The organism is Spirosoma sp., assembly GCF_026391055.1.
Classification (GTDB): domain Bacteria; phylum Bacteroidota; class Bacteroidia; order Cytophagales; family Spirosomataceae; genus Spirosoma.
In genome coordinates, this window is sequence record NZ_JAPLET010000020.1 from 1 (window position 1) to 21,306 (window position 21,306).

Here is a 21,306-nt window from a genome sequence, read left to right on the forward strand (position 1 = left end):
CGACGAATGGATTGCCGCCGTGCAGGAATGGCAGCAGCTCAACAAAGACCTGAAGTCGACCGATACGGGCAGCGACACCACCTCCGAAGCGCCCGACGCCAACGACGAGTATTTTATTTACCAGACCCTAATCGGGGCCTATCCAATGCCCGGTGATGATTCCGCTGCGTTTACTTCTGAGGAGACGGATTTTCCAGATCGTTTGACGGAGTACCTGCAAAAAGCCTTACGGGAAGCCAAACGCAATTCGACCTACGACGCCCCCAACGAAGCCTACGAAACCGCCACCCAGAACTTTGCCATCAACCTACTGGACAGAAGCCGTCCATTCTGGGCCAGTTTTCGGCAATTCCACCAGCGTGTGGCCGACTTTGGCATTATCAACTCGCTGGCACAGGTGCTGCTCAAATGCACCACTACCGGCGTGCCGGATATTTATCAGGGCTGCGAGGGTTGGGACCTGAGCCTGGTTGACCCAGACAACCGGCGTCCGGTCGACTTTGTCAGTCGTCAGCAATCGCTCGCCGAATTGCTGAACAATCCATCCGGCAACCAATGGGCCGATTTGTGGGCGAATCGGTACGATGCCCGTATCAAGCAGTGGCTGGTGCATACCCTGCTGGCTGAACGAAACCGGTATCCTGATCTATTCGCTTCGGGCGAGTACCTGCCGTTGGCTGTGGAGGGGCGTTATAAGAAGCATGTGCTGGCGTTTGCCCGGCGTCGTGCAGAAAGCTGGTACGTGGTTGCTATTCCGTTGGGGCTGGCTCACTTGTGCAGTACGGAGTCAACCGATGCGTTCGGTCTGGACTGGCAGGATACGCGCATCAGCCTGCCCGCCGAAGCCCCTGCAATCTGGCAGCACCAACTGGTGAATAGTCGCGGAGAAACAGGAAATGGTATCGCGGTATCGGATTTGTTTGCCGCTCTGCCTTTGGCGGTACTTAGTCTGGAGTCTGTCAACTATAATCGGAATGCAGGTGTCCCCCTATCCGAAATGAACCAGCACTGAAACAGGAAGTTTTTGGGCTTGTTAGGATACGCTGGGCGTAGTCTGTGACTACGCCCATGTGTTATCCGGTCTCTGACCGGAATGGATGCCAGCGCGTAATCACAGACTACGCGCTGGCATTGTTGGTCCTTGTTTGCGTTTCCAGATAATAGGGTCGATAAGTCGTCAACAGCATATTGGCTTCGGTCATAACCCGATGGGTGTCTTGGGCATCGTCTTCATAAATTACCCGATGCCGACTGGTGTCCAGCGGTCCCCATTCGGCGGGATCGGCGGAGGTGAAGAGGATAATGCTGGGCGTGTGGCAGGCCGTGCCCAGGTGACCAACCCCCGTGTCATTACTGACCAGCAGGGCGGTAAATTGTAGAATGGCACCCAGCGTAGCTAAACTGGTGCGCCCGGCGAGAGATACGGCCGGGTGTTCCATCCGGCTCTGAACCTCATCAATGATCGGGATTTCGCCCGCCGTTCCGGTCAGTACAACCGTATACCCCTTATCCATCAGCGCATCGGCCACCTCGGCAAAGCGATGGACAGGCCACCGTCGGCCCGATACCCCGCCGGGATGAATACATATGTACTGGCCGGGTTTCAGCCGACATTCTGTCAATACTGTTAATGCCTGCTGGCGGGCCGTTTCGTTGGGTTCAAATTCGAGCGCGTCTCCCTGCGAGGCAATGCCCAGAAAGGTCATCAGGCTGGTATGCCTATGCACTTCATGACTTTTGACCGGATAGTCAAAAAATAAGCCCGTGCGTGCCGCCCATTCTTCCGACTTCGTACCGGCCGGATAATAGCCACCCAGCGCTTTGGCGTTGACGAGACTTAGCATGGCATTGACGAGCGTACCATTTCCCTGCATTTGCAAAACCACGTCCCAGTGCCGGTTCTGCATCTGTTGCAAAAAAAGAACCGTTTTCACGGGGTCAACAGGTTGTTCGGGCAGGCCGGGCCAACCAGGAAACGGAATAAACTCATCGAAATAGCGTGGGTAGCTGGCAACGAATTCCTTTGCCCAGGGTAGGCCGATCAGCGCGATATGGGCGTCTGGAAACGCGGCCCGCAAGGCCCTGAATGCTGGTACCGCACATAAAAGGTCGCCGAGCTGGATAGCCCGGAATACAGCAATTCGCCGGGGGGGATACCCCAGCGTGTTCGTTAAATTGTCCATGTATTGTAGCGTAGTAGGTCATCAAGAGGTAGCGAACTACCAGTACCAGACACGATACGAAAAGGCACCGTACAATCGCCAGTAGACCGACAGAAAAGGGGTGGCCAGGCTGGTAAGCAGGGCCGCTTTTACCGTCTTACCGTTGATTGGCTGGTTGGCTAACCGTTCGCTCATCAGTACCAGTGTGAGCAATAGCCAAAGAGTAAAGCCTATGGCAACTACTTGACTATTAGTGGTTAGTAAACCAATGAGTCCAATCAGTAGCGATACGACACTGGTATAGTACCGGATCACGAGCCATTTATAAGCCGGAATGCGTTCACGAAACAAAGTCGGGTGCTCTTTGAAAAGGAGAGCATCGTAGCGGTTCTTTCGTTCGTCGCGGAGGGGTGCGTACCAGGGTGCCGACCGAATGGGGTGAATAATCACGGCATCGGGACAGGAAAGAATAGGAATTCGCGCCTTAATGATTTTGAAATGTAAATCGCTGTCTTCGCGCCAGGCAATATCGAACCGCTCATCGAATCCACCTACTTGCTCCAGCACCACCCGCCGACAGAATAAATTGGCCGTAACGAACTCGGCGGTTTCCAGCAGTGCCGTTGTTTTGTCGTGATGCGAAGGCTGGTCGGGCATCGGCATTTTAACCCGCCCGGTTAGTACCTGTGCCCCCCGATTAAACTGTACCAGCGCCGTACTGAGCCAGCCCGGCTGAGGTAGGCAGTCATCGTCGGTAAACGCAATGAACGGCGTCCGGGCCGACTGCCAGCCCGCATTACGGGCGGCAGCCGGTCCCTGGCGTTCATGCTGACCCAGGTAACGGGCCTTTAAGCCGGTCTGTTCCGCAACCTCCGCTACCAGTTCGGCCACGGCTGCTTCATTCCCATCGTCCACTACAATGACCTCAAATGTTCCCTTTGACAACACTTGTTGGTTAAGAGCGAGCAGGCAGTTCCGCAGCAAAGCCGGTCGTTTATAAGTAGGAATGATAACGGTAACCACAGGTTGTTCCATACGTTACTAGGCGTCGGCGGTGACGGTTTCCGATTGGGTTAGTTCCCGGTAGGTTTCGCCCAGACCATCCCGGTTTTTCTCCAGCATGAACGAGCCGATCACCAGCGCGTCGAGGGGCGATGTCCAGAACGATTCCACGGCGTCGCGGGGGGTACAAACAACCGGTTCGCCACGGGTATTGAATGACGTGTTGACTAGCACCGGAACGCCCGTTTGCTCAGCAAAGGCCTTGATCAGGTCATAGTAAGGCTTATTTTGCTGCTCGTTTACAGTCTGGATGCGGGCGGTTCCGTCGGTATGGGTAACGGCCGGAATGGCATCGACCATCTCCGGTCGTACATCGTTGACGAACAACATAAACGGCGATTGGCGGGCGTTCAGAAAGTACGCGTCGGCGGCTTCTTCCAAAACGGCCGGAGCTACCGGACGGAAATCTTCGCGGTCTTTCAGGTCGTTCAGCTTCGCCTGCATCTCGGCCGGAAACGGGGGTGCCAAAATGGAGCGGGCACCCAGCGCACGCGGGCCGAATTCCATTCCCTGCTGGAACCAGCCGATAATATGACCCGAGGCCAGATAAGCCGCAACTTCCTGCGAGCGGTCTGTCAGTCGACGGTACGGTAACTTCGACCAGCGCAGAAACGCTTCAATGTCGTCGTCGCTGAAACTGGGGCCTAGGTAGGCGTGGTGCATTTCATAACGCCGTTCGGCACGCTCGGGCAACGGCCGTTGTTGGGCGTCGATCCACATGGCAGCGCCAAGTGCGGTACCGGCATCACCAGCGGCCGGTTGAACCCAGATGTTCTTGAATGGTCCACGGTCGCGCAGACGGGCGTTCATCACACAGTTGAGCGCTACCCCTCCGGCCATGCAGAGCGAATCGGCCTGAGTTTTCTCGTGAAGCCAGTTGAGCAAATGGAGAACGGTTTCTTCCAGAACGGCCTGAACAGAATGTGCCAGATCGAAGTGGAACTGTTCCAGTGGACCACCGCGCCGACGGGCCGGACCAAAGGTTTCTTCCAGTTTCAGCGGGGCAATGGTGTATTGTCCGCCCTCGCCCAACTGGATAACCTGCCGGAAATAATCGACATACATGGGCTGTCCATAGGAGGCTACCGCCATCACCTTGTATTCATCCGACGAGTGTAGAAATCCCAGATAGGTCGTCAGCTCTTCGTACAGTAACCCGAGCGAATGTGGTAGTTTAACCTCATCGAGCAGGGTCATGTCGTTGCCGTCGCCCAGCCAGTAGCTTGTTGTTGCGACCTCCCCGCGGCCATCGATCACCAGCACCGCAGCCCGCTCATAGGGGCTGGGAAGAAAGGCACTCGCTGCGTGCGCAAGGTGATGATTTACAAAGTGCCACTGGTAAGGTCCCTGCGCCGTAGCACCCCGAAACCGGTCGGAGAGGTGGTGTGGCACCCCGTCGACCAAATGGCCGGGCGCGTTCAGGATGGAAGAAAGAAAAAGTCCGTCGTAAGGATTTTGCCAGCCATTGAGTGAACTGACCCCCGGCTTCAGCGGAATTTCGACGGTGTTTTTCGTCTCGTGGTCGGCAATGACCAGGTTCGGGTCGAAGGAGTACGCAATATGGTCGATGTCGGTCAGGTTGATACCGGCCGTTTTCAAACAAAAATCAATGGCGTTATACGGCAGTTCGTAGGTAGAAAAAGGGATTGGACGCTTGCCGTGCTTGATGTGCGTGAAGCGTTCTTCTTCGGCAGCGGCCAGCACGACACCGTCTTTGACAAGTGCAGCGGCCTGGTCATGAAAAGCCGCATTGATTCCTAAAGTATACATTCGTTGATTGGTTAAGCGATTGGTTGCCATTGAGCCATAAGGTCATGCACAGCCCGGACAATGGCCTCGGGCGATGCGGCTGGTTCCGCTGGCTCCGGAAACTGTTGTAAGAGTTTATTTTTCGACCGCAGATTGGCTGGAACGTCAAAATAGAGCACCCGGTTAGGTACCTGCCAGGGCGTATGCTGCGGATTTGTTTTGGCATACAGTACCACAACGGGCGTTCCCAGCGCAGCCGCCATATGTACCGGGCCGGTATTATTGGCAAGGAGCAGCGGGGCTTCGGCCAGAAGAGCCGCCAACTCGCCCAGGCCGAGTTGACCAGCCAGATCCAGCGCCCGCCCGGCCAGCCGGTGCTGAATCTGGCTGGTTAGCGACTGCTCCTGTCTACTGCCCGTCAGGACTACCTGATACCCGGAGTCCTGCATAAGCGGCAAAAGTGCCTGTACGAATTTTTCGGCCGGGTACCGACGTTTCTCCTCACTCACGCCCGGATGCAGCACCAGCCAAGGGCGCTGAAAGTCGAGTCCGGCATTGGTTAGCTGCTGGCGCACCCGTTGCTGATCGGCTATGGAGGGCGTCAGGGAAAGGCGACGGTTGCTGGTTTGGCAGCCAATTTCCCGAACCAGTTCCAGTTGCCGAACAACTTCGTGCCGGGTAGCTACCAGTATTTCGGGATCGGGAACCCAGTCTGTTATAAGCTGGTACGGATTCTCCCGGCAATAGCCTAGTAGGCGGGGAATACCGGCCAGATAACAGAGCATGGCCGTCGGTAGTGGATTCTGACTCTGCACCGTGAACAGGATGGCCGCGTCGAAGTTATGGCCGCGCAAACGGTCGGCCAGGGAAATGACCCGGTCCGGTTGCTGCTGCTGCCCGGCCACCCAGGGCACATCGAACGACAGCACCTGATCAATGTCGGGTACAAGCTCCGCAACAGCCGCTCCCGCCGACGAAGTCAGCAGCGTCAGATGGGTAGCTGGCCAGGTCGTTTTTATGGCGCGAAAGGCCGGTGTCGTCATCAGTACATCGCCCAGATTATCCAGCCTGACGCACAACAGACGCAGCCCGTCTTTCCAGAAATTCATACGTAGTGCAGTGCGTTGAGGTACATGGTTTACTAATTTACGGGCTGATGACATTCAGCTAGTGACGGGTCAAATCGGGTATGCATCGGAGCCATCCGGCCGCACCAGTTGACGGGTGGTGGCCAGAATGTAATCCGTAGCTTCACTGAGCGACTTGGCCCGCGTGGTTGGCAGCCGGTGGCTGTTGATGAGCCACTCTGTTTCGTTGCCCCGATCAATCAACACCGTACGGCAACCGGCCCGGTTGCCGGCTTCTACATCATTAAGGATATCGCCAACCATCCACGACTGGCTCAGGTCTATCTGATGTTCTCTGGCGGCTTTGAGTAGAAGGCCCGGTCGGGGTTTTCGGCAAGTACATACCCAGTCGTACTGTTTGATGGATGCCCCCGGAAAATGCGGGCAGTAATAAAATCCATCGGGTTCGGCACCATAGGGGCTGAGCAGTTCCGTGAGCTGGTTCCAGACGCTGGAAAGTTTGCTTTCTTTGAAATACCCATGTGCCACCCCCGACTGGTTGGAGATGATGATTAGCTTGAACCCGGCGGCCCGCAGTCGGCATAAACTGCTTCCGGCATCGGTATAGAGCGTGATTTTAGCAGGGTCAACGTTGTACGGGATGTCGGGAATGAGGGTGCCGTCTTTATCCCAAAAAATAGCTTTGTTCACGATCTGTCAGGAATTGGCATTGAAGAGGTCTGATGGCCGGTGCCCCGTAGCCAGAAACCTGTCTGAACCCGGCCGTTGGTAATCAAGTCATATAAATCGGCGGTTTGCTGGGCCACTCTTGCCCAGGTGTAACCTGTCTTTACGTGCTGAATGGCCTGCTCGCTGTATCGTTGGCGAAGGGGTTTGTTCGTAATCAGCACCGCCAGTTTTTCGGCCAGCGCCGAGGGGTCGTTCGGTTGTACCAGAAAGCCCGTTTTGTTCAGCAGGACCGTATGTTTGATGCCCCCCACGGCCGCTCCGATCACGGGTGTTCCGCAGGCCATGGCTTCCAGCGGGGTAATGCCAAACGGTTCATACCAGGGTGTGGTCACAAATACATCGGCGGCACTATAATAATGCCGGAGTTCGTCGCGCGTGCGGCTGCCGGTAAACGTAACCAAGTCCGTTACCTTAAGCGATGACGCCAGTGCCTGAAGTCGGCCGATTTCGGGCGTGAGTTCGGGGTCCGGCTGGCGCGAATCGCCCCCCACGATCAGGAGTCTTGCCGCAATACCGTGCCTCTGCCGGAGAATAGCCAGCGCCCGCACTACATTGTCGACTCCTTTGCGCGGAACCATCCGGCCCAGTTGAAGCAGCATAGGTTCCTGACTATCGAGGCCCAGCGTCTGACGGGCCAGCTCCTGCCGGATGGGAAAGAAATCCTGCGGGTTGTAGCCATTCGGAACGATTGTAATTTTGGATGCATCGGCACCGTATAATTTTATCATGTCGTCGCTGTCCTGCGGGCAGAGGGCAACAATACCATCGGCTTCCTGCATGATCCGCTTTTCGATCATAATACGCTCGATTGGAAACCCATCCGAATTGCCCTGGCATTGGCGCCGAACCAGCCCCAGTGCGTGAAACGTTACAACGAACGGGATGCGATGCAACTGTTTGATTCTGAGGGCTACCAGTCCCGACATGAAGAAGTGTGCATGAGTAACGGAGTAGTTGAGGGCATGTTTGCGGATGAATCGACTCATGTTCTGGGCAAACTCGTTCATGTGAGGCAGCAAGGCTTCTTTAGGCAGGTATTGCCGCGCTCCGGCGGTCACATGAATGACGCGTATTCGGGGTTGCCACTGTACGATTTCGGCCTCGGTAGGAGAGCTGCTCCGGGTAAACACATCTACGCTAAAGCCTAGTTTTGCCAACTCCTTTGCCAACTCGGCAACGGCAATATTCTGACCACCTGCGTCGATACCACCAATGGTTGCCATTGGAGACGCATGTTCGGAGATAAGCGCCAGCTTTTTATCCATAGCCCAGTCTTTTTATGTGTTGAGGTAATCAAGTGATTGGTATAAAGTATGGGATTAACTGCACCTTGTTCGCTAAGGTTAATGAGTGCCCGTATGACGAACCGTTTATGTTCAAATAGTGAGGTAACGGAGCACAGGGCTAAAAAACCGGTAGATTAGGTGAAGCTGGCAAACAGTTGATCAGGTGGGGGCGTTAGTCAACACAATCTTACTGGGCAGACTTTGCCCCTCAATGGCTTGATTGACTAACTAATGCAACGATTGAATATTCTGATCTGGCACATTCACGGAGCCTATCTAACCGCTATCACGCAGGCAGAGCATAACTGGTATCTGCCGGTTAAACCTGGTGCGCCGGAAGGCTATTGCGGTCGTGGACAGGATTCGTCCATGCCCGATTATGTTCGGGAAATACCCGCTGGGGACGTTCAGAACCTCGACCTGGATCTGATTATTTGCCAAACTCCCCGGAATTATCAGACCGATCGATTCGAGATTCTATCGCCCGAACAGCGGAAACTGCCCACCATTTATCTGGAGCATAACACGCCTGAGCCGCACCCAACCGATTCCCGGCATCCGGCAGCCGATGATCCGGCCGTTACGCTCGTTCATGTAACCAATTACAACCGACTGATGTGGGATAATGGTCAGACGCCTACCCGCGTTATTAAACATAGCGTAGCCATTGACCCAACGATACAGTATACGGGGCAGCGCCGGGAGGGAATTGTGGTTGTCAACGAACTCCAGCGCCGGGGCCGTATGGCGGGTTTCGATCTGTTCGAGCAGTTGCGGCAGCAGTTGCCCCTCACGGTGGCGGGCATGAAATCGGCGGAGATTGGCGGCATCGGCGAGATTCATTACACCCGCCTGCACCATACTGTTGCCCAATACAGGTTTCTGTTCAGCCCGATGCGTTACAGCAGCCTGCCACTGGCAGTTATCGAAGCCATGACGATTGGTATGCCCATTGTGGCCGTAGCTACTACGGAGCTGCCAACGGTGATTCAGAACGGGGTTCACGGATTTGTTTCGGCCGACCCCGCAGAACTGCTGGCGGGTATGCAGTTTTTGCTGGATAACCCAACCGAAGCCCGGAGTATGGGCGACAAGGCCCGAGAGCTGGCGGCTCGTGAGTTTGGCTTACCTCGTTTCGTTGACGACTGGAATGCTGTGTTTGCCGAAGTAATCAGCCAGGCGTCCAACGTAAATCCGGCGAACGAAGTAGTTTATTAATACCCGGAAGATTAGCCCGCTGACGGGGAGATCATACTACTCAACCCAAGGCCTGGCTAATTGCTGGTGTATAGAAAACTCAACCTTACAATCCTGAACTTCCTCTATTTTCATGAGCATTATAAACCCAGCCCTTGAGCGCCCGGAATTAATCGCCTACTTTTTAGGTGCCAACAACTACAGTTGGCTTCATTTCAGAAATGGAGAGAAGAAACTGCTATCAAAACCGATCAGCTACCTGGAGGGTCGGCTGCCGGGATTTATTCGGGTCCATAAAACGGCCCTGATCAATCCTGACTATGTACAAAGCCTACACCGCCCACTGCGCCAGAAAATGGCGGGCAAAATCCAGCTCCAGAGCGGAGAAACATTTCCCGTAAGCCGTCGCCGGTGGAATCAGGTAGCCCAGTCGCTAGGCGAACATCTGTCGCCCGGCAACAACGAGGAACCATTGCAGGAGTCGGTGTATCTGGACGATGCGCGTCCGGCAAACGAACAAAGTAATGTGGGGCGTTCGGTAGCTTCGCTGTTTCTGGTGACCAGCGATGAGCAAAATGCGTTTCTGGCCCGGCAGATCATTACAAAAAACTGGCCTGATTATCGGGTCGAGACGATCCCGAAAAGCATCCATTTACCGGAGTTGCTCGATGACTTAGCGCAGTCGGACCTACCTGCGCTGGTATTTCTGGATGCTCGATCCGATACCCTGGAGCAATTGCAGACTCTACAACGGTTAAAGAACGATCAGCGTCTGTGCCGGGTGCCCGTTGTTTTGCTGGCATTGCCAACCGATAAGTCGGTCATTGAAGGCTATGAACGGCAGGCCAACTCCGTAATCACGATGAAGGAAGGCGATATGGCGTTCGCGCAGGTAATTGACCGCATCTGTCAGTTCTGGCTGAAAATTGCGGAACTGCCCGCCTATTGCTAAGCATATAATTTTGCCGGTTTTAATATAGTGGCCGTTGGTCATAGTCAACACCGTTGGGCGTAGTCTCAGACTACGCCCAACGGCTGCTGTCGGGTGTCTTAACGGTTAGCTAGCTTTATTTAGGAACACCGTTTTGCTGAAGGACTGGCTCGTGCTGAAAAATGAATTTATGCAGCATGTTGGCTCGATCACGGTTTTCGCGGGCTTTGCTGAAAAACCGCTCAGCCCCGAGGTCGTCGCCCCCCTCAGCAGATGCCTTGCCCGACTCTTCCAGCAACATAATGGCTTCCTCAATAACCCGGACGGCTTTCCAGAGGTTGTCTTCCACAGATTTGTCTACTTCGGCCAACAGCGACCCCGCCGTATAAGCGTGTCCGGTATGGCATCGGTACCTGATCAGTTTGCCTTCTCTGAAGCGGACCAGCACACCGCTGCACTCCGGGCAGGTAAAAGGCGAAAGATCGCCCATCTCGAGTATTCCCATTTCGAACGCATTTTTTTGGGAGGCTATTTGAACTTCTGTCTTCAAGATTTGCTCCTCTTCGGGAGAAAGGGTGAGGTGGGGTAGGGTAATCTCTTCGGAGGTCAGCTGATTTAGCAGCGCCCCCATCTTGGCCAGTGGTACTGCATAGTCTACATCCACATATTCGAGTACGCTGGAGGGCATACTGGAGTACTCAGCATCTTCCGGCTTTTGAACGATGCCAATGCCCCCCAGCCGTTTAATCGACCACATTCCCGACGTACCATCGTCGAGCAGGCCAGTCAATACAACACCAATTACCCGTTCGCCGAAATTATAGGCGGCCGACCGAAACAAGGCATCAATTGAGGGCCGAAACCTATTTTCTTTGGGGCCTTTCTTCACCAATACCCGGTTTTCTTCGATTAGAATATGGTGGTCGGGCGGGGCAATGTAAATCATGCCCGGCTGAAACGAATCGCCATCGGCTGGGTGAACTGCTCTGAGCGAACCGGCATGGTTAAGTATTTCCGGCAACATGCTTGTTGCATAAGCCGCAATGTGTTGAACAATAAAAATAGTGGCGTTGAAGTCGGGTGGAAACGAGCGTACTAACTCTTTCAGCGCCACCACACCACCCGCCGATGCGCCAATTACAACAATATTTCGTCTTGCCATTATGAGTAGGGTTATTTACAGGAAGGGTACTTCTGGTGTCAGGCCAGTGAAATGACAGATAAAGAATTTGCTTGCTTTAGCCTGTGCGAATTAGTTTAAGCCGTATAATTAGTGCCTCAAAACAATATGTCAACAATTGAACTGTCAGTTGGTTTACACAAAAAAGACTCATGCCAAGTCAACGTTCCTTTAACGCTTCAAACTCCTCAACAGTATCATCAATTCCAGTAGTCGCTATCGGCGCATCAGCCGGTGGACTGGAAGCTTTTTCTGAACTCTTAAAACATCTTTCGCCAGCTACTGGTCTGGCTTACGTTTACATCCAACACCTTAACACATCGGCTGAAAGCCATTTGTCGTCTATTCTGGGCCGGACAACAGAAATGATTGTTAAGGAAGCAGAACACCTGGTGAAAATTGAAGCCAATACGGTTTATATAATTCCGCCGGACAAGAATATGGAAATCGTGGATGGGGTACTGACACTCATGCCCCGTTGGAAGAAAGTCGTAAACGGCGAGTCTACGGAGGCAGTTCAGCCCCCGCACATGCCCGTCGATCAGTTCTTTACATCTCTGGCCGAACGGCAGAAGGAGGGTGCCATTGGCATTATACTTTCCGGAATGGCCCACGACGGAACACTGGGTCTTAAAGCGATTAAAGTAGCCGGTGGCATTACGATTGTGCAGGACTCATCCGCAAAATTTCAGGTTATGCCTCAGTCTGCCATTGCAGAAGGGGTCGTCGATATGATTCTATCGCCAGCCGAAATAGCGCACGAACTGGAACATCTTAGTAAGCAAGCCGCTATTTTTGAGCAAACGGCCGTAGCCGAAACTTATGCTGAACCTGATGCCAATGAGTTAACGGAATCGACCAGTGAAGAACTGCAACCCATCATTCAATTTCTGCGAAGAACTATAGGTGTCGACTTCAGTAACTATAAAATGACCACTATTCGCCGGCGGATCATTCGTCGTATGTTACTGTACAAACTAGACACGCTCAAAGCGTATTTACAGTACCTGCGCGAGCATCCTACCGAACCAGGTATGCTTTACAATGATTTGCTGATCAATGTAACCAGCTTTTTTCGGGATGAGGAAACGATGGAGTTTCTAAAGACGGACATTATTCCCGAACTTATCAGGCAAAAAAACGACCGTCTCCCTTTACGTATCTGGGTACCCGGTTGCTCAACCGGGCAGGAGGCCTATTCGCTGGCTATGCTCTTGCTGGAAACGCTCGATAAGGAAGAACCGGGCATAACCATCCAGATTTTTGCTACCGACCTCAGCGAAAACGCCATTAACCGGGCTCGGCAGGGGCTTTACTCCGTTAGTGAGGTGGTGAACATATCCCCCAAGCGACTACAGCGCTTTTTTACAAAGCACCAGTCGATGTATCAGATCAACAAATCGGTCCGGGATATGTGCGTGTTTGCCCCGCACAACATATTTAAAGATCCTCCTTTTTCCCGAATTGATCTGATCAGCTGCCGCAATCTGCTGATCTACCTGAATACCCTGTTACAACGAAAAGCACTCATCACGTTTCACTATGCATTGAATCATGACGGGTATCTACTGCTAGGTAAATCAGAAACGGTATCGGCTTCTTCGGCTTTGTTCAGGCTCATTGACAAAAATTATAAGATATTTGTCCGTAAAAATGATCGATCTGCCGGGGTAGTGGTAAGCCAGGTAGTTATTGATCGAAAAGATGGGCAGGAGCAATCCCGCTCGTCAAGCCTCGGGCTGAGCGATGGAGGGAGCCCTAAAAATCAACCAAGTAAAGCACGCCAGACTGTGAACGAGTTAGATAAGATTGTGGATCAGGTACTGCTCCGCCAATTTACGCCCGCCAGTGTGGTGGTAGATCAGGAACTGGATATTCTCCAGTTTCGGGGAGAAACCAGCCTTTTTTTGGAACATGTGTCGGGGCGTGCCAGCCTGAATCTGTCGAAAATGGCTCGTCCCGCCCTGGCGTTCGAAATTCGCAATGCGGTACGAAAAGCCCGGAAATCGGGGCAGAAAGAAAGCCGAACAGGCATTGAAATAACGGTAAGCGGCAGAAAATACATGGTTTCCATTGAGGTAGTACCGTTGAATGATGCTACCGAAGGACGATTGTTTTTAATCCTGTTTTGGGAGGAGCGGGGCCTGCTACTAGATGATCCGGCCTCGGGCAACGGCCGAAATAGTCGGGTTAAACAACTAGAAGAAGAACTGGCCACGATGCGGGAAGACATGCGCGCTATTATTGAAGAGCATGAAATTGCCAGCGAAGAGCTTCAGTCGGTCAACGAAGAGATCGTGAGTAGCAATGAAGAGCTGCAGAGCATCAACGAAGAGCTGGAAACCAGCAAAGAAGAAATAGAATCGACCAATGAGGAGTTGCAGACCATAAATCAGGAATTGCAGGTACGCAATGACCAGTTGGCTGAAGCGTACATGTACGCCGAAGCTATTTTTTCGACCATCAGCGAAGCCACCATCGTACTTGATAAACACCTGCGGGTGAAAAGTGCCAACCGGGCCTTTTTTCAAATATTCAAAATACCCGAAGAAGCGACAATCGGGCGGCTGATCTATGAACTTAACAACCGGCAGTGGGATATTCCGCGTCTGCGCGAGTTGCTGGAAGAGGTTATCCAGAAAAATGTGCTGATTCAATCGTTTGAGGTGAGGCACCAGTTTCCGGGTGTGGGCGAAAAAGTGATGTTGATTCACGCCCGCCGGGTTATTGAGCAGCACCGGCAGGAGGCCATTCTGCTGGCTATTGAAGATATTACCGAACAGCAGCAGGTACAGCAGTTGCTGGAAGAACGTCAGGCCTGGTTTCATACCTTGATCGATAAGGCACCTATACTGATCTGGGTTGCCGATAGCGACGGCGGATATAGCTTTTTCAATAAAGCCTGGCTTGATTATACCGGTCGGTCGTCGGAGCAGGCAACTGGCCAGGGATGGATGATGGATATTCATCCTGAAGACCGATCGGGCTACATTGCTACGGTCATCACAAACTTTGGCGCCCGCCAGCCATACCAGGCCGAATATCGCCTGAAACGGAACGATGGCGAATACCGCTGGATGATGGAAAATGGCCAGCCAACCTTCGATACCGACGGTAATTTTAGCGGCTACATTGGCACCTGTGCTGAAGTTCATGTGCAGAAAAGCCTCAACCAGGAGCTGGATAGCCGGGTTCAGTCTCGCACTAAAGAGCTGACGAAAGCCAATTCACAGCTTCTGAAATCCAATACAGAACTGGCACAAACTGCCGAAAATCTACAGGCCGTACTTAATACATCGCCAGCGTCTATCGGCCTGCTGAAAGCTGTACGCACACCAGAAGGGGAATTAGTCGATTTTAAGGTGATTGTCTGTAATCAGAAATTTGCCCAGATGGCCCATCTGCCAATTTCTAATCTGGCAGGAACATTAGCGACCGAACTGGCACCCGTGTTGTGGCAGGAAGATACCCTTAACCAACTGCGGCAGGTTCATAGAACCGGCAAAGTGGCCTATCGGGAACAGCATACCCAAATGGCCGGTTATGACCATTGGATGGGTATATCGATCGATAAACATGACGATGGGGTTATCTTGACCGGATTGGATATTACAGCCTTAAAGCAGGCTGAGATTCAACAGGATCGCTGGATTCAGGAATTGGCACATTCCCAGAAAACGATGCAGGATCTGGAGCAGATGCGTCGCTATGTTCGGGAACGGGGCGAGTTTTTACGGGCTACCTCGCACGATCTGCGCGGTAGTTTCGGGGTTATTCAGGGGGCGGCTGCTCTCCTCAACCTGATGGATACCAAAGAGGAGCGGGAGCAGATGCTGAGTATGCTCAACCGAAACCTGGGCCAGGTAACAGCCCTACTGACTCAGCTTCTGGACTATTCTCGACTAGAGTCCGGCCAGGAGCAGGTATTCAGCCAGCCTTTCGATGTGTCTTATCTGTTTAAGGAGTTAAGCACGAGTATGGAACCTTTAGCCAAAGACCGAGGGCTTTGGCTACAAGTAAATGGTCCTGACACTCTGCCCGTTACCGGCGACATGGTAAAAGTGCAGCGTATTGCACAGAACCTTATTCTGAATGCGTTGAAATACACCCGCCAGGGGGGAGTAACCATATCGTGGGAGTTGGGCGAAGAGAATACCGGCTGGCGGTTCAGCGTATCAGATACCGGCCCCGGTTTACCCGAAGAAGCCGCCCGACAGCTTGTCGATTCGCTTAATTCGGGATCGCCCGATGCTAACAAAATGGAGTTGGTACCCAAAGAGGGCAGTTCTGGTGAAGGGATCGGTCTATCAATAGTCAGGCAGCTTAGTAATTTGTTAGAGGCCACCCTGACTGTAGAAAGCAATACGGGCCAGGGGACGTTGATTGAAGTACGCTTTGCTAAGCGGTAAGTCGCCTTCGTTAATTAAACGTTATAGATCGATTTACTCCTTTGTAAAAATGCCAATATATTTTATCATTAAAATTAGATTTATTTTGCAATAAATTCTTAATTTAGAGCTCGCGATGACAAAAAGGTTACTGTTGTAGCCTTTTTTTTGTATGTGGTTTACATACTCTGGACTATATAAATGCGAAGAAAATACTATTTTTACCAAAAGGTCTGTAGTCCGGCAAGGCAAACTGCTGCGAACTACAGAGTGCATAAGCACAGCTAGTGCCGGATCAATCCGGCTGCACATTTACTAATAGGGTTAAACTTGCTCAACGTCAACGTAAGGGATAGGAGTTACCCCGGCATTTCTGGCTGGTGGAAAAATCAGTTATCAGGGATGAATGAGTCAATTGTTGAGGCTTCCAGATTAGTACAAAGTGTATTGATGGCCTCGCCTAACGGCGTACTAGTACTCCAGCCAGTTTTCGGTGTCGGAGGAACCCCACTGGATTTATTTTTAAGGGCGATTAACTCGGTCGCTCGCGAAGATCTTGACCACCCGGCTACCGAAGTACTCGGCCAGTCAGTACGAACGCACTTCCCTCAACTGGCTGATAAAGAAGCTATGGCTACATATTGGCAGGTAATTGGCACGAAAAAGCCGGTCCGTTTTAAAACCCGCAGCCTGCAGTTAAATCAAGCCCAGACTCGTCTGTTTGCTATCTCAGCTGTTCCCTTAGAGAACGACCTGTTGATTACGTACAATGAAATAGCGCCGTTCGAGTCGGATAGTAGCCTGGAAATCTAATGGGTGTCGACTAACCGGAATGAGTGCATCAAACCGGTAGGTATACGCTGAAGGTGGCTCCCAGACCCGTTTGGCTCCGGGCTGTAATGAATCCGCCATGATTAGCCACCACTTTAGCGCATATAGCCAGTCCAATGCCCGTACCCGCAAACGCCTGTTTGCTGTGCAGCCGCTGAAAGATTTGGAAGATACGGTCGAGGTACTTCTCCTCGAAACCAATACCATTATCGATCACATCAATACGATGATATGCCGTTGTTGGCTGCACAATGTGCATGCCAGCGGGCAACTCGTCGGCACCGGCCGGTTGACAGGTTATTCGAATAATGGGCGTTGAGTCTGCCGAATGAAACTTGAGTGCATTGCTGAGCAGATTCTGAAATAGCTGTCTTAGTTGCGACGCGTTTCCCGGCAACGTTGGCAGCGCGCCCACGTCAATTGCTGCCCTGGTTTCTGCCACCTGCAAGTCCAGGTCAGTCAGTACCTTTTGAACAATGTCTTCCAGGTTTACTGCTATCTTGCTGGGCTCTCCCGTTGAAATCCGGGAGAAACTCAGCAAATCTTTAATAAGTATTGACATTCGGGTTGCGGCATTCTGCATTCGCAGCAAATAGTCGACACCTTCACCCAACTGAGCTGAGTACTGGTTTCTGAGAATATCGCCAAATGACTGCACTTTTCGGAGCGGCTCCTGCAAGTCATGACTGGCAATAGACGCAAACTGCTGCAGGTCTTCGTTACTCCGGTTGAGTTGTTCAATTTTGGCCTGGAGGTCCTGCTGATAATGCTTCAGGGAGGTGATATCCTGGAGAGTGACGGTTAAGCCTCCATTATGTCGCCCCGAAATAATGTACAGCCAGACAGTGGCCCCTTTTATTTGAAGCGACCATTCAAATGGTTCAGCCTGATCGGTGTTCATGCCCCTCAGAAAATGATTCATCAGTTCAGTCTTTCCGTTCTCAAAGCCGGGTAAACTAAGCAGATGTTGCCCTTTAATCTGGGTTGGTGTTATACCTAGCAGGTCTTCTGCCGCAGCATTGGCATAATTTACTTTAAAGTCAACCACTCGGTCCTGCTTCCGAACAGGCTGTAAATTGACGATTCCGTTGCGGGAGGTGTTCAGGATTGAGCCCAGAAAGCCTTGTAGCATTTTTCGGCGGTGATTTAGCCGCACGTTAACCCCAAACGTTACCAACAGTATAAACAGGGCCATAAGCGAAAACATATTCGAAGCTGTCTGGCTAATGGCCGTTGAGCGGGTCAGTTCCTGCTGACGACTCTGACGCAGGGCGTTCTCATAATCGACAGCCTGGTTAATAAGCTGGTGTACCCGAAACAGGTCATCAAGACGCCACCCTTGTTCCTGCTGGATAAGTTCAGCAATGTTGTTCTCCATCAGGGTGCTCCAATGATGCTCGATCAGCCGATTGACAATGAGGAATCGTTTGTACTGATTTGAGTCGGCTTTCAGCAAAGGACGCAGCTGAGTTAGTTCCCGGCATAAATCGATGGCTTCGAATTTATACAGCTGGTAAAAGTCTAACGGGGCCTTGGCCGCAGCCGCCGGGCTGTATATTTGTGCACTTTTGAAGTGATTGGATAGACGTTCGAGCCGGTTGATGATGTCCCGGCTTCTGTCTACCTGAATCGTGTAATTCCTCATTTGGTTAAAGTTGTAGCGGTCAATGAGGATCACAACGGTCAGCAGGGTAAGGGCAAGTAGAAATGGCAGCAAGGTCTTCAGATTCATACCGAAGGCGTCGAAACGGAGTACGGGTAAATTTTATGGGTAAATTGGCCTACAGAGTAGAGTTTGATACTTCATATTCACTCAATTGTCAAGCATGAGTACGGCGTATAGTATAAGCTGTACCGCGTTTGTACGAGTAAACAGAGGTAAAAGTAAAACAACTTACTGATATGATAGTATCGTAATTCTATATAGCTAGATAAATTAAGGTTTTGCAGGAGAGTGTTTTGAGTCGTAAGATCGTACGAGTCGGTCCAGGGGGGCCTGCTCTCTGATTAAACGGGGAGCGGAAAATTGTGCATTCAAACACTCAATTTGTACACTGGAATGTATGGCAACAAAAAAGCCCTTACAATTTTTACATTGTAAGGGCTTTGCATTTGTTGGCGGTCCGGACGGGGCTCGAACCCGCGACCCCCTGCGTGACAGGCAGGTATTCTAACCAACTGAACTACCGAACCAACTTTCTGACTTCCGGTTGCCGTTGCCGTCTTCCTTGATCGTGGCACAAAAGTAGGGGTTAATGGTATTCAGCGCAAGGGCAAGGTTAAAAAAAAATCTTCTTCAAACTGTCTGCGTAAGGCTATACGTTGGGAATCAGTTGGTTTGGGAGGTGAATTTTTTTAAATATTTTTTAGTGCCTGGTACTTATTTACCCGTATTTGCCTTTATCGCGGTGATTTCTTCGGGATCGTACGGTGTTCCGTCCTGTTTAAATACTTCATGGAACCAGATTGCCGGTTCGCGGCCGTTTACGTAGGGCTTCTGCCAGCTATCCCACGGTATGAATGTTTGCGTTTTCCCAGCTACAAAACCCCAGTTAATCATACCAACTTTAGCTTTTTTCGCTATGGGCAGGTGTGTTTGGAATTTGCTGTTGACACCACGCGCCATGTATTCGGTGCAAATGACCGGACGGCCAAACGAAAGCATGGCAGGAATCGTTTTTTCCAATGTTTCAGGATTGGAGTACTGGTGAAAGGTAATGATGTCTGAGTTTTCCATCTGCACTTTCTCCATAGGGGTCCATCTGGCCGGGTTTTGCCATTCTTCCGGTGTGCGGTACACCCATATGCCCGAGGTTAAGGGTTGTGTGGCACCTGCTGCTCTGGCCCATTCGAAAACGTGTGGCAACAGGCTCGTCACGATGGCTATCTTCCGGAGCTTGGGTACCTCTGTTTTCAAAGTGTGATTCTGTCCATAGCTGTTGTCGTTGGTGTTATCGGGCTCATTCCAGACATCCCAGGCCAGTATGCGCTTATCTTTCTTAAACGCACTAACTACCCCTTTTACGTACGCTTCCAAACGCGGATATTGCGATACATCCGTTAAGGCATCAGCTCCGGGGCTTTGTACCCATCCCGAATTATGAATGCCCGGTGTTGGCGCATGCTGCTTGCCAAGTTTGGGATTTGGGTCCCAGCACGAGTCAAACAAGACAAGCATTGGCCTGATTTTGTGTTTGGCGCAAATGGTCAGAAACTGATCGAGCCGTTTGGTGAACCCGGCAGGGTCCTGCCAAAGCAGGTCGTGCAGGAAAACCCGCATGGTGTTCATACCAATGCTCTCGGCCATGGCCAATTCTTTGTCAATAGTGGCCGGATCAAAGGTTTCGGCTTGAAACATTTCCAGTTCATTGATGGCATTGGCCGGTGCATAGTTGGCCCCCACCAGAAAGGGTTCTTTGTCATACCAGGCATTCGCTTTGGTCGCCGACCAGCGAGCCGAGCCGCCCGTTTGCTGTGCCAGCGAAAGGGTAGAAATAAACAGGAGCACTAAAAACGATAAACGCTTCATAGGTAATTGATTGGTATTAGGTGTAATAAGGAATTTACAGAAGGTAATAAGGGGCGAATTATTCTGCCGGAACGGGCATGGGCTTTTTGCGGACCGGCTTGCCAAAGTTAGGCGAGCCATCAGTATTCCAGGTGAATGGCTGGATGTGGGGAGCGCGTTTGTTGCCACAGCCGTCTGTCGCAGATGGATTTGCGTGGTAGATCATCCAGTCCTGTGTGCCATCGGGTGAGCGAAAAAAGCCGCCATGGCCAGGGCCCCAAACGTCGTTTTCTGGCGATTGCTCAAAAACGGGTCCGGCACTCTTTACCCAGTTTTTTGGGTTGAGCAGATCCCCTTTGCCCGTAAATGTTAAGAGACCCATGCAGTAGTCGAGCCAGCAGGCGTTGGCCGAGTAAACGATGAATAACTTATCCTTATTTAACAGAAATTCGGGTCCTTCGTTTACGTATATTTTGGGGACTTCGCCATTCTTCTGCCATTCCTGCGGTACATCGCCGTGCATCTCCCAGGGCTGATCAGGCTGTGATATTTTGACCCGTTTGCCATCAATTGTCCAAGGGTTTTTCAGCTTGGCCAGGTAGATATCCTGCCGTCCGTTGGTTGCGCCTTCCCAACCCGACCAGGCAGCATACAGTTTCCCCCTGTATTCTATCACTGACATGTCGATTTCCCAGTGGTCAGCTTTATCGCCGATCTTTCCTTTCAATATCCATTCGCCCTGCATGGGGTCAGGCGAGGTGTTTTCAATAACCCATACGCGGTGTGACAGATTATTGACCGAATCAGCCGAAAAGTAGATGTACCAGTTGTTGTTGAAGAAGTGAATCTCCGGGGCCCATAAATCCCGCGAGTAGGGTAGTCCGGCGGGGGGCGTGTAGATGACTTTACTCTCCGCCGTAGCGAGGTCGGCTACGTTTCTGGTTTTCCAGAGGGTGAGATTTCGGCCGGTGGTATTCATGTAATAATACCAGCCATCTTTCTGCAATACCCAGGGGTCGGGGCCTGACGATTTCACGGGATTTGTGAAGGTACGCTGTGCCAGCAGGGTAGGACCTGAAACAATAAATAGTAAAACAAGAAGCAGACGGTGACCAGTGTTCATGGATCGTAGGAGAGAATATAATCAGATAAAGAGAAAAAGGTATTCTTTTAACCCTTCGTCGATCTATTTCTT

Annotated in this window: 14 protein-coding genes, 1 tRNA gene and 1 pseudogene; 5 read left to right on the plus strand and 11 right to left on the minus strand. The window is 51.8% G+C overall.

Translation table 11 applies throughout. From position 1 onward, the window contains the following. Window positions 1–1,012: pseudogene (locus NT073_RS12895) on the plus strand (malto-oligosyltrehalose synthase); the annotation flags it as partial. Window positions 1,013–1,118: 106 nt separating this feature from the next. Here NT073_RS12895 and NT073_RS12900 read toward each other — a convergent pair. The 6 genes from NT073_RS12900 to NT073_RS12925 all read right to left on the minus strand — a co-directional run bounded on the left by NT073_RS12900 (window position 1,119) and on the right by NT073_RS12925 (window position 8,055). After that, window positions 1,119–2,183: a glycosyltransferase family 9 protein gene (locus NT073_RS12900; protein ID WP_297373843.1), complete on the minus strand. Its 1,065-nt coding sequence runs from the start codon at window positions 2,181–2,183 to the stop codon at window positions 1,119–1,121. 36 nt (window positions 2,184–2,219) lie between these two features. Continuing rightward, window positions 2,220–3,197 carry a glycosyltransferase gene (locus NT073_RS12905; RefSeq protein ID WP_297373846.1) on the minus strand — a complete coding sequence of 326 codons (978 nt, stop codon included), beginning with the start codon at window positions 3,195–3,197 and terminating at the stop codon, window positions 2,220–2,222. Window positions 3,198–3,203: 6 nt separating this feature from the next. Continuing rightward, complete coding sequence (locus NT073_RS12910) at window positions 3,204–4,994, minus strand: carbamoyltransferase C-terminal domain-containing protein (protein WP_297373849.1); 1,791 nt, start codon at window positions 4,992–4,994, stop codon at window positions 3,204–3,206. Window positions 4,995–5,005: 11 nt separating this feature from the next. Beyond that, window positions 5,006–6,082, minus strand: coding sequence for a glycosyltransferase family 9 protein (locus NT073_RS12915; RefSeq protein WP_297373852.1), 1,077 nt, complete (start codon window positions 6,080–6,082; stop codon window positions 5,006–5,008). Window positions 6,083–6,151: 69 nt separating this feature from the next. After that, window positions 6,152–6,751: an HAD family hydrolase gene (locus tag NT073_RS12920; RefSeq protein ID WP_297373856.1), complete on the minus strand. Its 600-nt coding sequence runs from the start codon at window positions 6,749–6,751 to the stop codon at window positions 6,152–6,154. After that, window positions 6,748–8,055 (minus strand): glycosyltransferase family 1 protein, encoded by a 1,308-nt coding sequence (locus NT073_RS12925; RefSeq protein ID WP_297373858.1) that lies wholly within the window; start codon window positions 8,053–8,055, stop codon window positions 6,748–6,750. Before NT073_RS12925 ends, NT073_RS12920 begins: the two co-directional genes overlap by 4 nt. Window positions 8,056–8,307: 252 nt before the next feature. On the opposite strand from NT073_RS12925, the gene NT073_RS12930 reads away from it, so the two are divergent. Together NT073_RS12930 and NT073_RS12935 are read left to right on the plus strand one after the other, a co-directional pair. Next, window positions 8,308–9,294, plus strand: coding sequence for a glycosyltransferase (locus tag NT073_RS12930; RefSeq protein WP_297373861.1), 987 nt, complete (start codon window positions 8,308–8,310; stop codon window positions 9,292–9,294). Window positions 9,295–9,406: 112 nt separating this feature from the next. Further along, window positions 9,407–10,225 carry a LytTR family transcriptional regulator DNA-binding domain-containing protein gene (locus NT073_RS12935; RefSeq protein ID WP_297373864.1) on the plus strand — a complete coding sequence of 273 codons (819 nt, stop codon included), beginning with the start codon at window positions 9,407–9,409 and terminating at the stop codon, window positions 10,223–10,225. A 115-nt stretch (window positions 10,226–10,340) separates the two neighbouring features. Here NT073_RS12935 and NT073_RS12940 read toward each other — a convergent pair whose 3' ends face one another. Next, a complete protein-coding gene (locus NT073_RS12940) occupies window positions 10,341–11,366 on the minus strand; it encodes a chemotaxis protein CheB (RefSeq protein ID WP_297373868.1) in 1,026 nt (341 codons plus the stop codon). A 170-nt stretch (window positions 11,367–11,536) separates the two neighbouring features. Here NT073_RS12940 and NT073_RS12945 point away from each other — a divergent pair, with 170 nt between their 5' ends. Together NT073_RS12945 and NT073_RS12950 are read left to right on the plus strand one after the other, a co-directional pair. Further along, a complete protein-coding gene (locus tag NT073_RS12945) occupies window positions 11,537–15,793 on the plus strand; it encodes a CheR family methyltransferase (protein WP_297373871.1) in 4,257 nt (1,418 codons plus the stop codon). A 381-nt stretch (window positions 15,794–16,174) separates the two neighbouring features. Then, window positions 16,175–16,585 carry a hypothetical protein gene (locus tag NT073_RS12950; protein ID WP_297373875.1) on the plus strand — a complete coding sequence of 137 codons (411 nt, stop codon included), beginning with the start codon at window positions 16,175–16,177 and terminating at the stop codon, window positions 16,583–16,585. Window positions 16,586–16,613: 28 nt separating this feature from the next. On the opposite strand, the gene NT073_RS12955 is transcribed toward NT073_RS12950, so the two are convergent. From NT073_RS12955 to NT073_RS12970, 4 genes are all read right to left on the minus strand, one after another. Further along, window positions 16,614–18,335 (minus strand): ATP-binding protein, encoded by a 1,722-nt coding sequence (locus NT073_RS12955; protein WP_297373878.1) that lies wholly within the window; start codon window positions 18,333–18,335, stop codon window positions 16,614–16,616. Window positions 18,336–18,719: 384 nt separating this feature from the next. Beyond that, window positions 18,720–18,796: transfer RNA gene (locus tag NT073_RS12960), tRNA-Asp, on the minus strand. A 187-nt stretch (window positions 18,797–18,983) separates the two neighbouring features. Next, window positions 18,984–20,132 (minus strand): cellulase family glycosylhydrolase, encoded by a 1,149-nt coding sequence (locus NT073_RS12965; RefSeq protein ID WP_297373881.1) that lies wholly within the window; start codon window positions 20,130–20,132, stop codon window positions 18,984–18,986. A gap of 58 nt (window positions 20,133–20,190) precedes the next feature. Further along, the gene (locus tag NT073_RS12970) at window positions 20,191–21,234 is read right to left on the minus strand and encodes a glycoside hydrolase family 43 protein (RefSeq protein WP_297373884.1); all 1,044 of its coding nucleotides are present in this window, start codon (window positions 21,232–21,234) and stop codon (window positions 20,191–20,193) included. Window positions 21,235–21,306 lie beyond the last annotated feature (72 nt).

Excerpts from the sequence above, each read along its gene's own strand:
- NT073_RS12900 (WP_297373843.1), bottom strand. The coding sequence starts at position 2,183 with ATGGACAATTTAACGAACACGCTGGGGTATCCCCCCCGGCGAATTGCT.
- NT073_RS12905 (WP_297373846.1), bottom strand. The coding sequence starts at position 3,197 with ATGGAACAACCTGTGGTTACCGTTATCATTCCTACTTATAAACGACCG.
- NT073_RS12910 (WP_297373849.1), bottom strand. The coding sequence starts at position 4,994 with ATGTATACTTTAGGAATCAATGCGGCTTTTCATGACCAGGCCGCTGCA.
- NT073_RS12915 (WP_297373852.1), bottom strand. The coding sequence starts at position 6,082 with ATGAATTTCTGGAAAGACGGGCTGCGTCTGTTGTGCGTCAGGCTGGAT.
- NT073_RS12925 (WP_297373858.1), bottom strand. The coding sequence starts at position 8,055 with ATGGATAAAAAGCTGGCGCTTATCTCCGAACATGCGTCTCCAATGGCA.
- NT073_RS12930 (WP_297373861.1), top strand. The coding sequence starts at position 8,308 with ATGCAACGATTGAATATTCTGATCTGGCACATTCACGGAGCCTATCTA.
- NT073_RS12935 (WP_297373864.1), top strand. The coding sequence starts at position 9,407 with ATGAGCATTATAAACCCAGCCCTTGAGCGCCCGGAATTAATCGCCTAC.
- NT073_RS12940 (WP_297373868.1), bottom strand. The coding sequence starts at position 11,366 with ATGGCAAGACGAAATATTGTTGTAATTGGCGCATCGGCGGGTGGTGTG.
- NT073_RS12945 (WP_297373871.1), top strand. The coding sequence starts at position 11,537 with ATGCCAAGTCAACGTTCCTTTAACGCTTCAAACTCCTCAACAGTATCA.
- NT073_RS12950 (WP_297373875.1), top strand. The coding sequence starts at position 16,175 with ATGAATGAGTCAATTGTTGAGGCTTCCAGATTAGTACAAAGTGTATTG.
- NT073_RS12955 (WP_297373878.1), bottom strand. The coding sequence starts at position 18,335 with ATGAATCTGAAGACCTTGCTGCCATTTCTACTTGCCCTTACCCTGCTG.
- NT073_RS12965 (WP_297373881.1), bottom strand. The coding sequence starts at position 20,132 with ATGAAGCGTTTATCGTTTTTAGTGCTCCTGTTTATTTCTACCCTTTCG.
- NT073_RS12970 (WP_297373884.1), bottom strand. The coding sequence starts at position 21,234 with ATGAACACTGGTCACCGTCTGCTTCTTGTTTTACTATTTATTGTTTCA.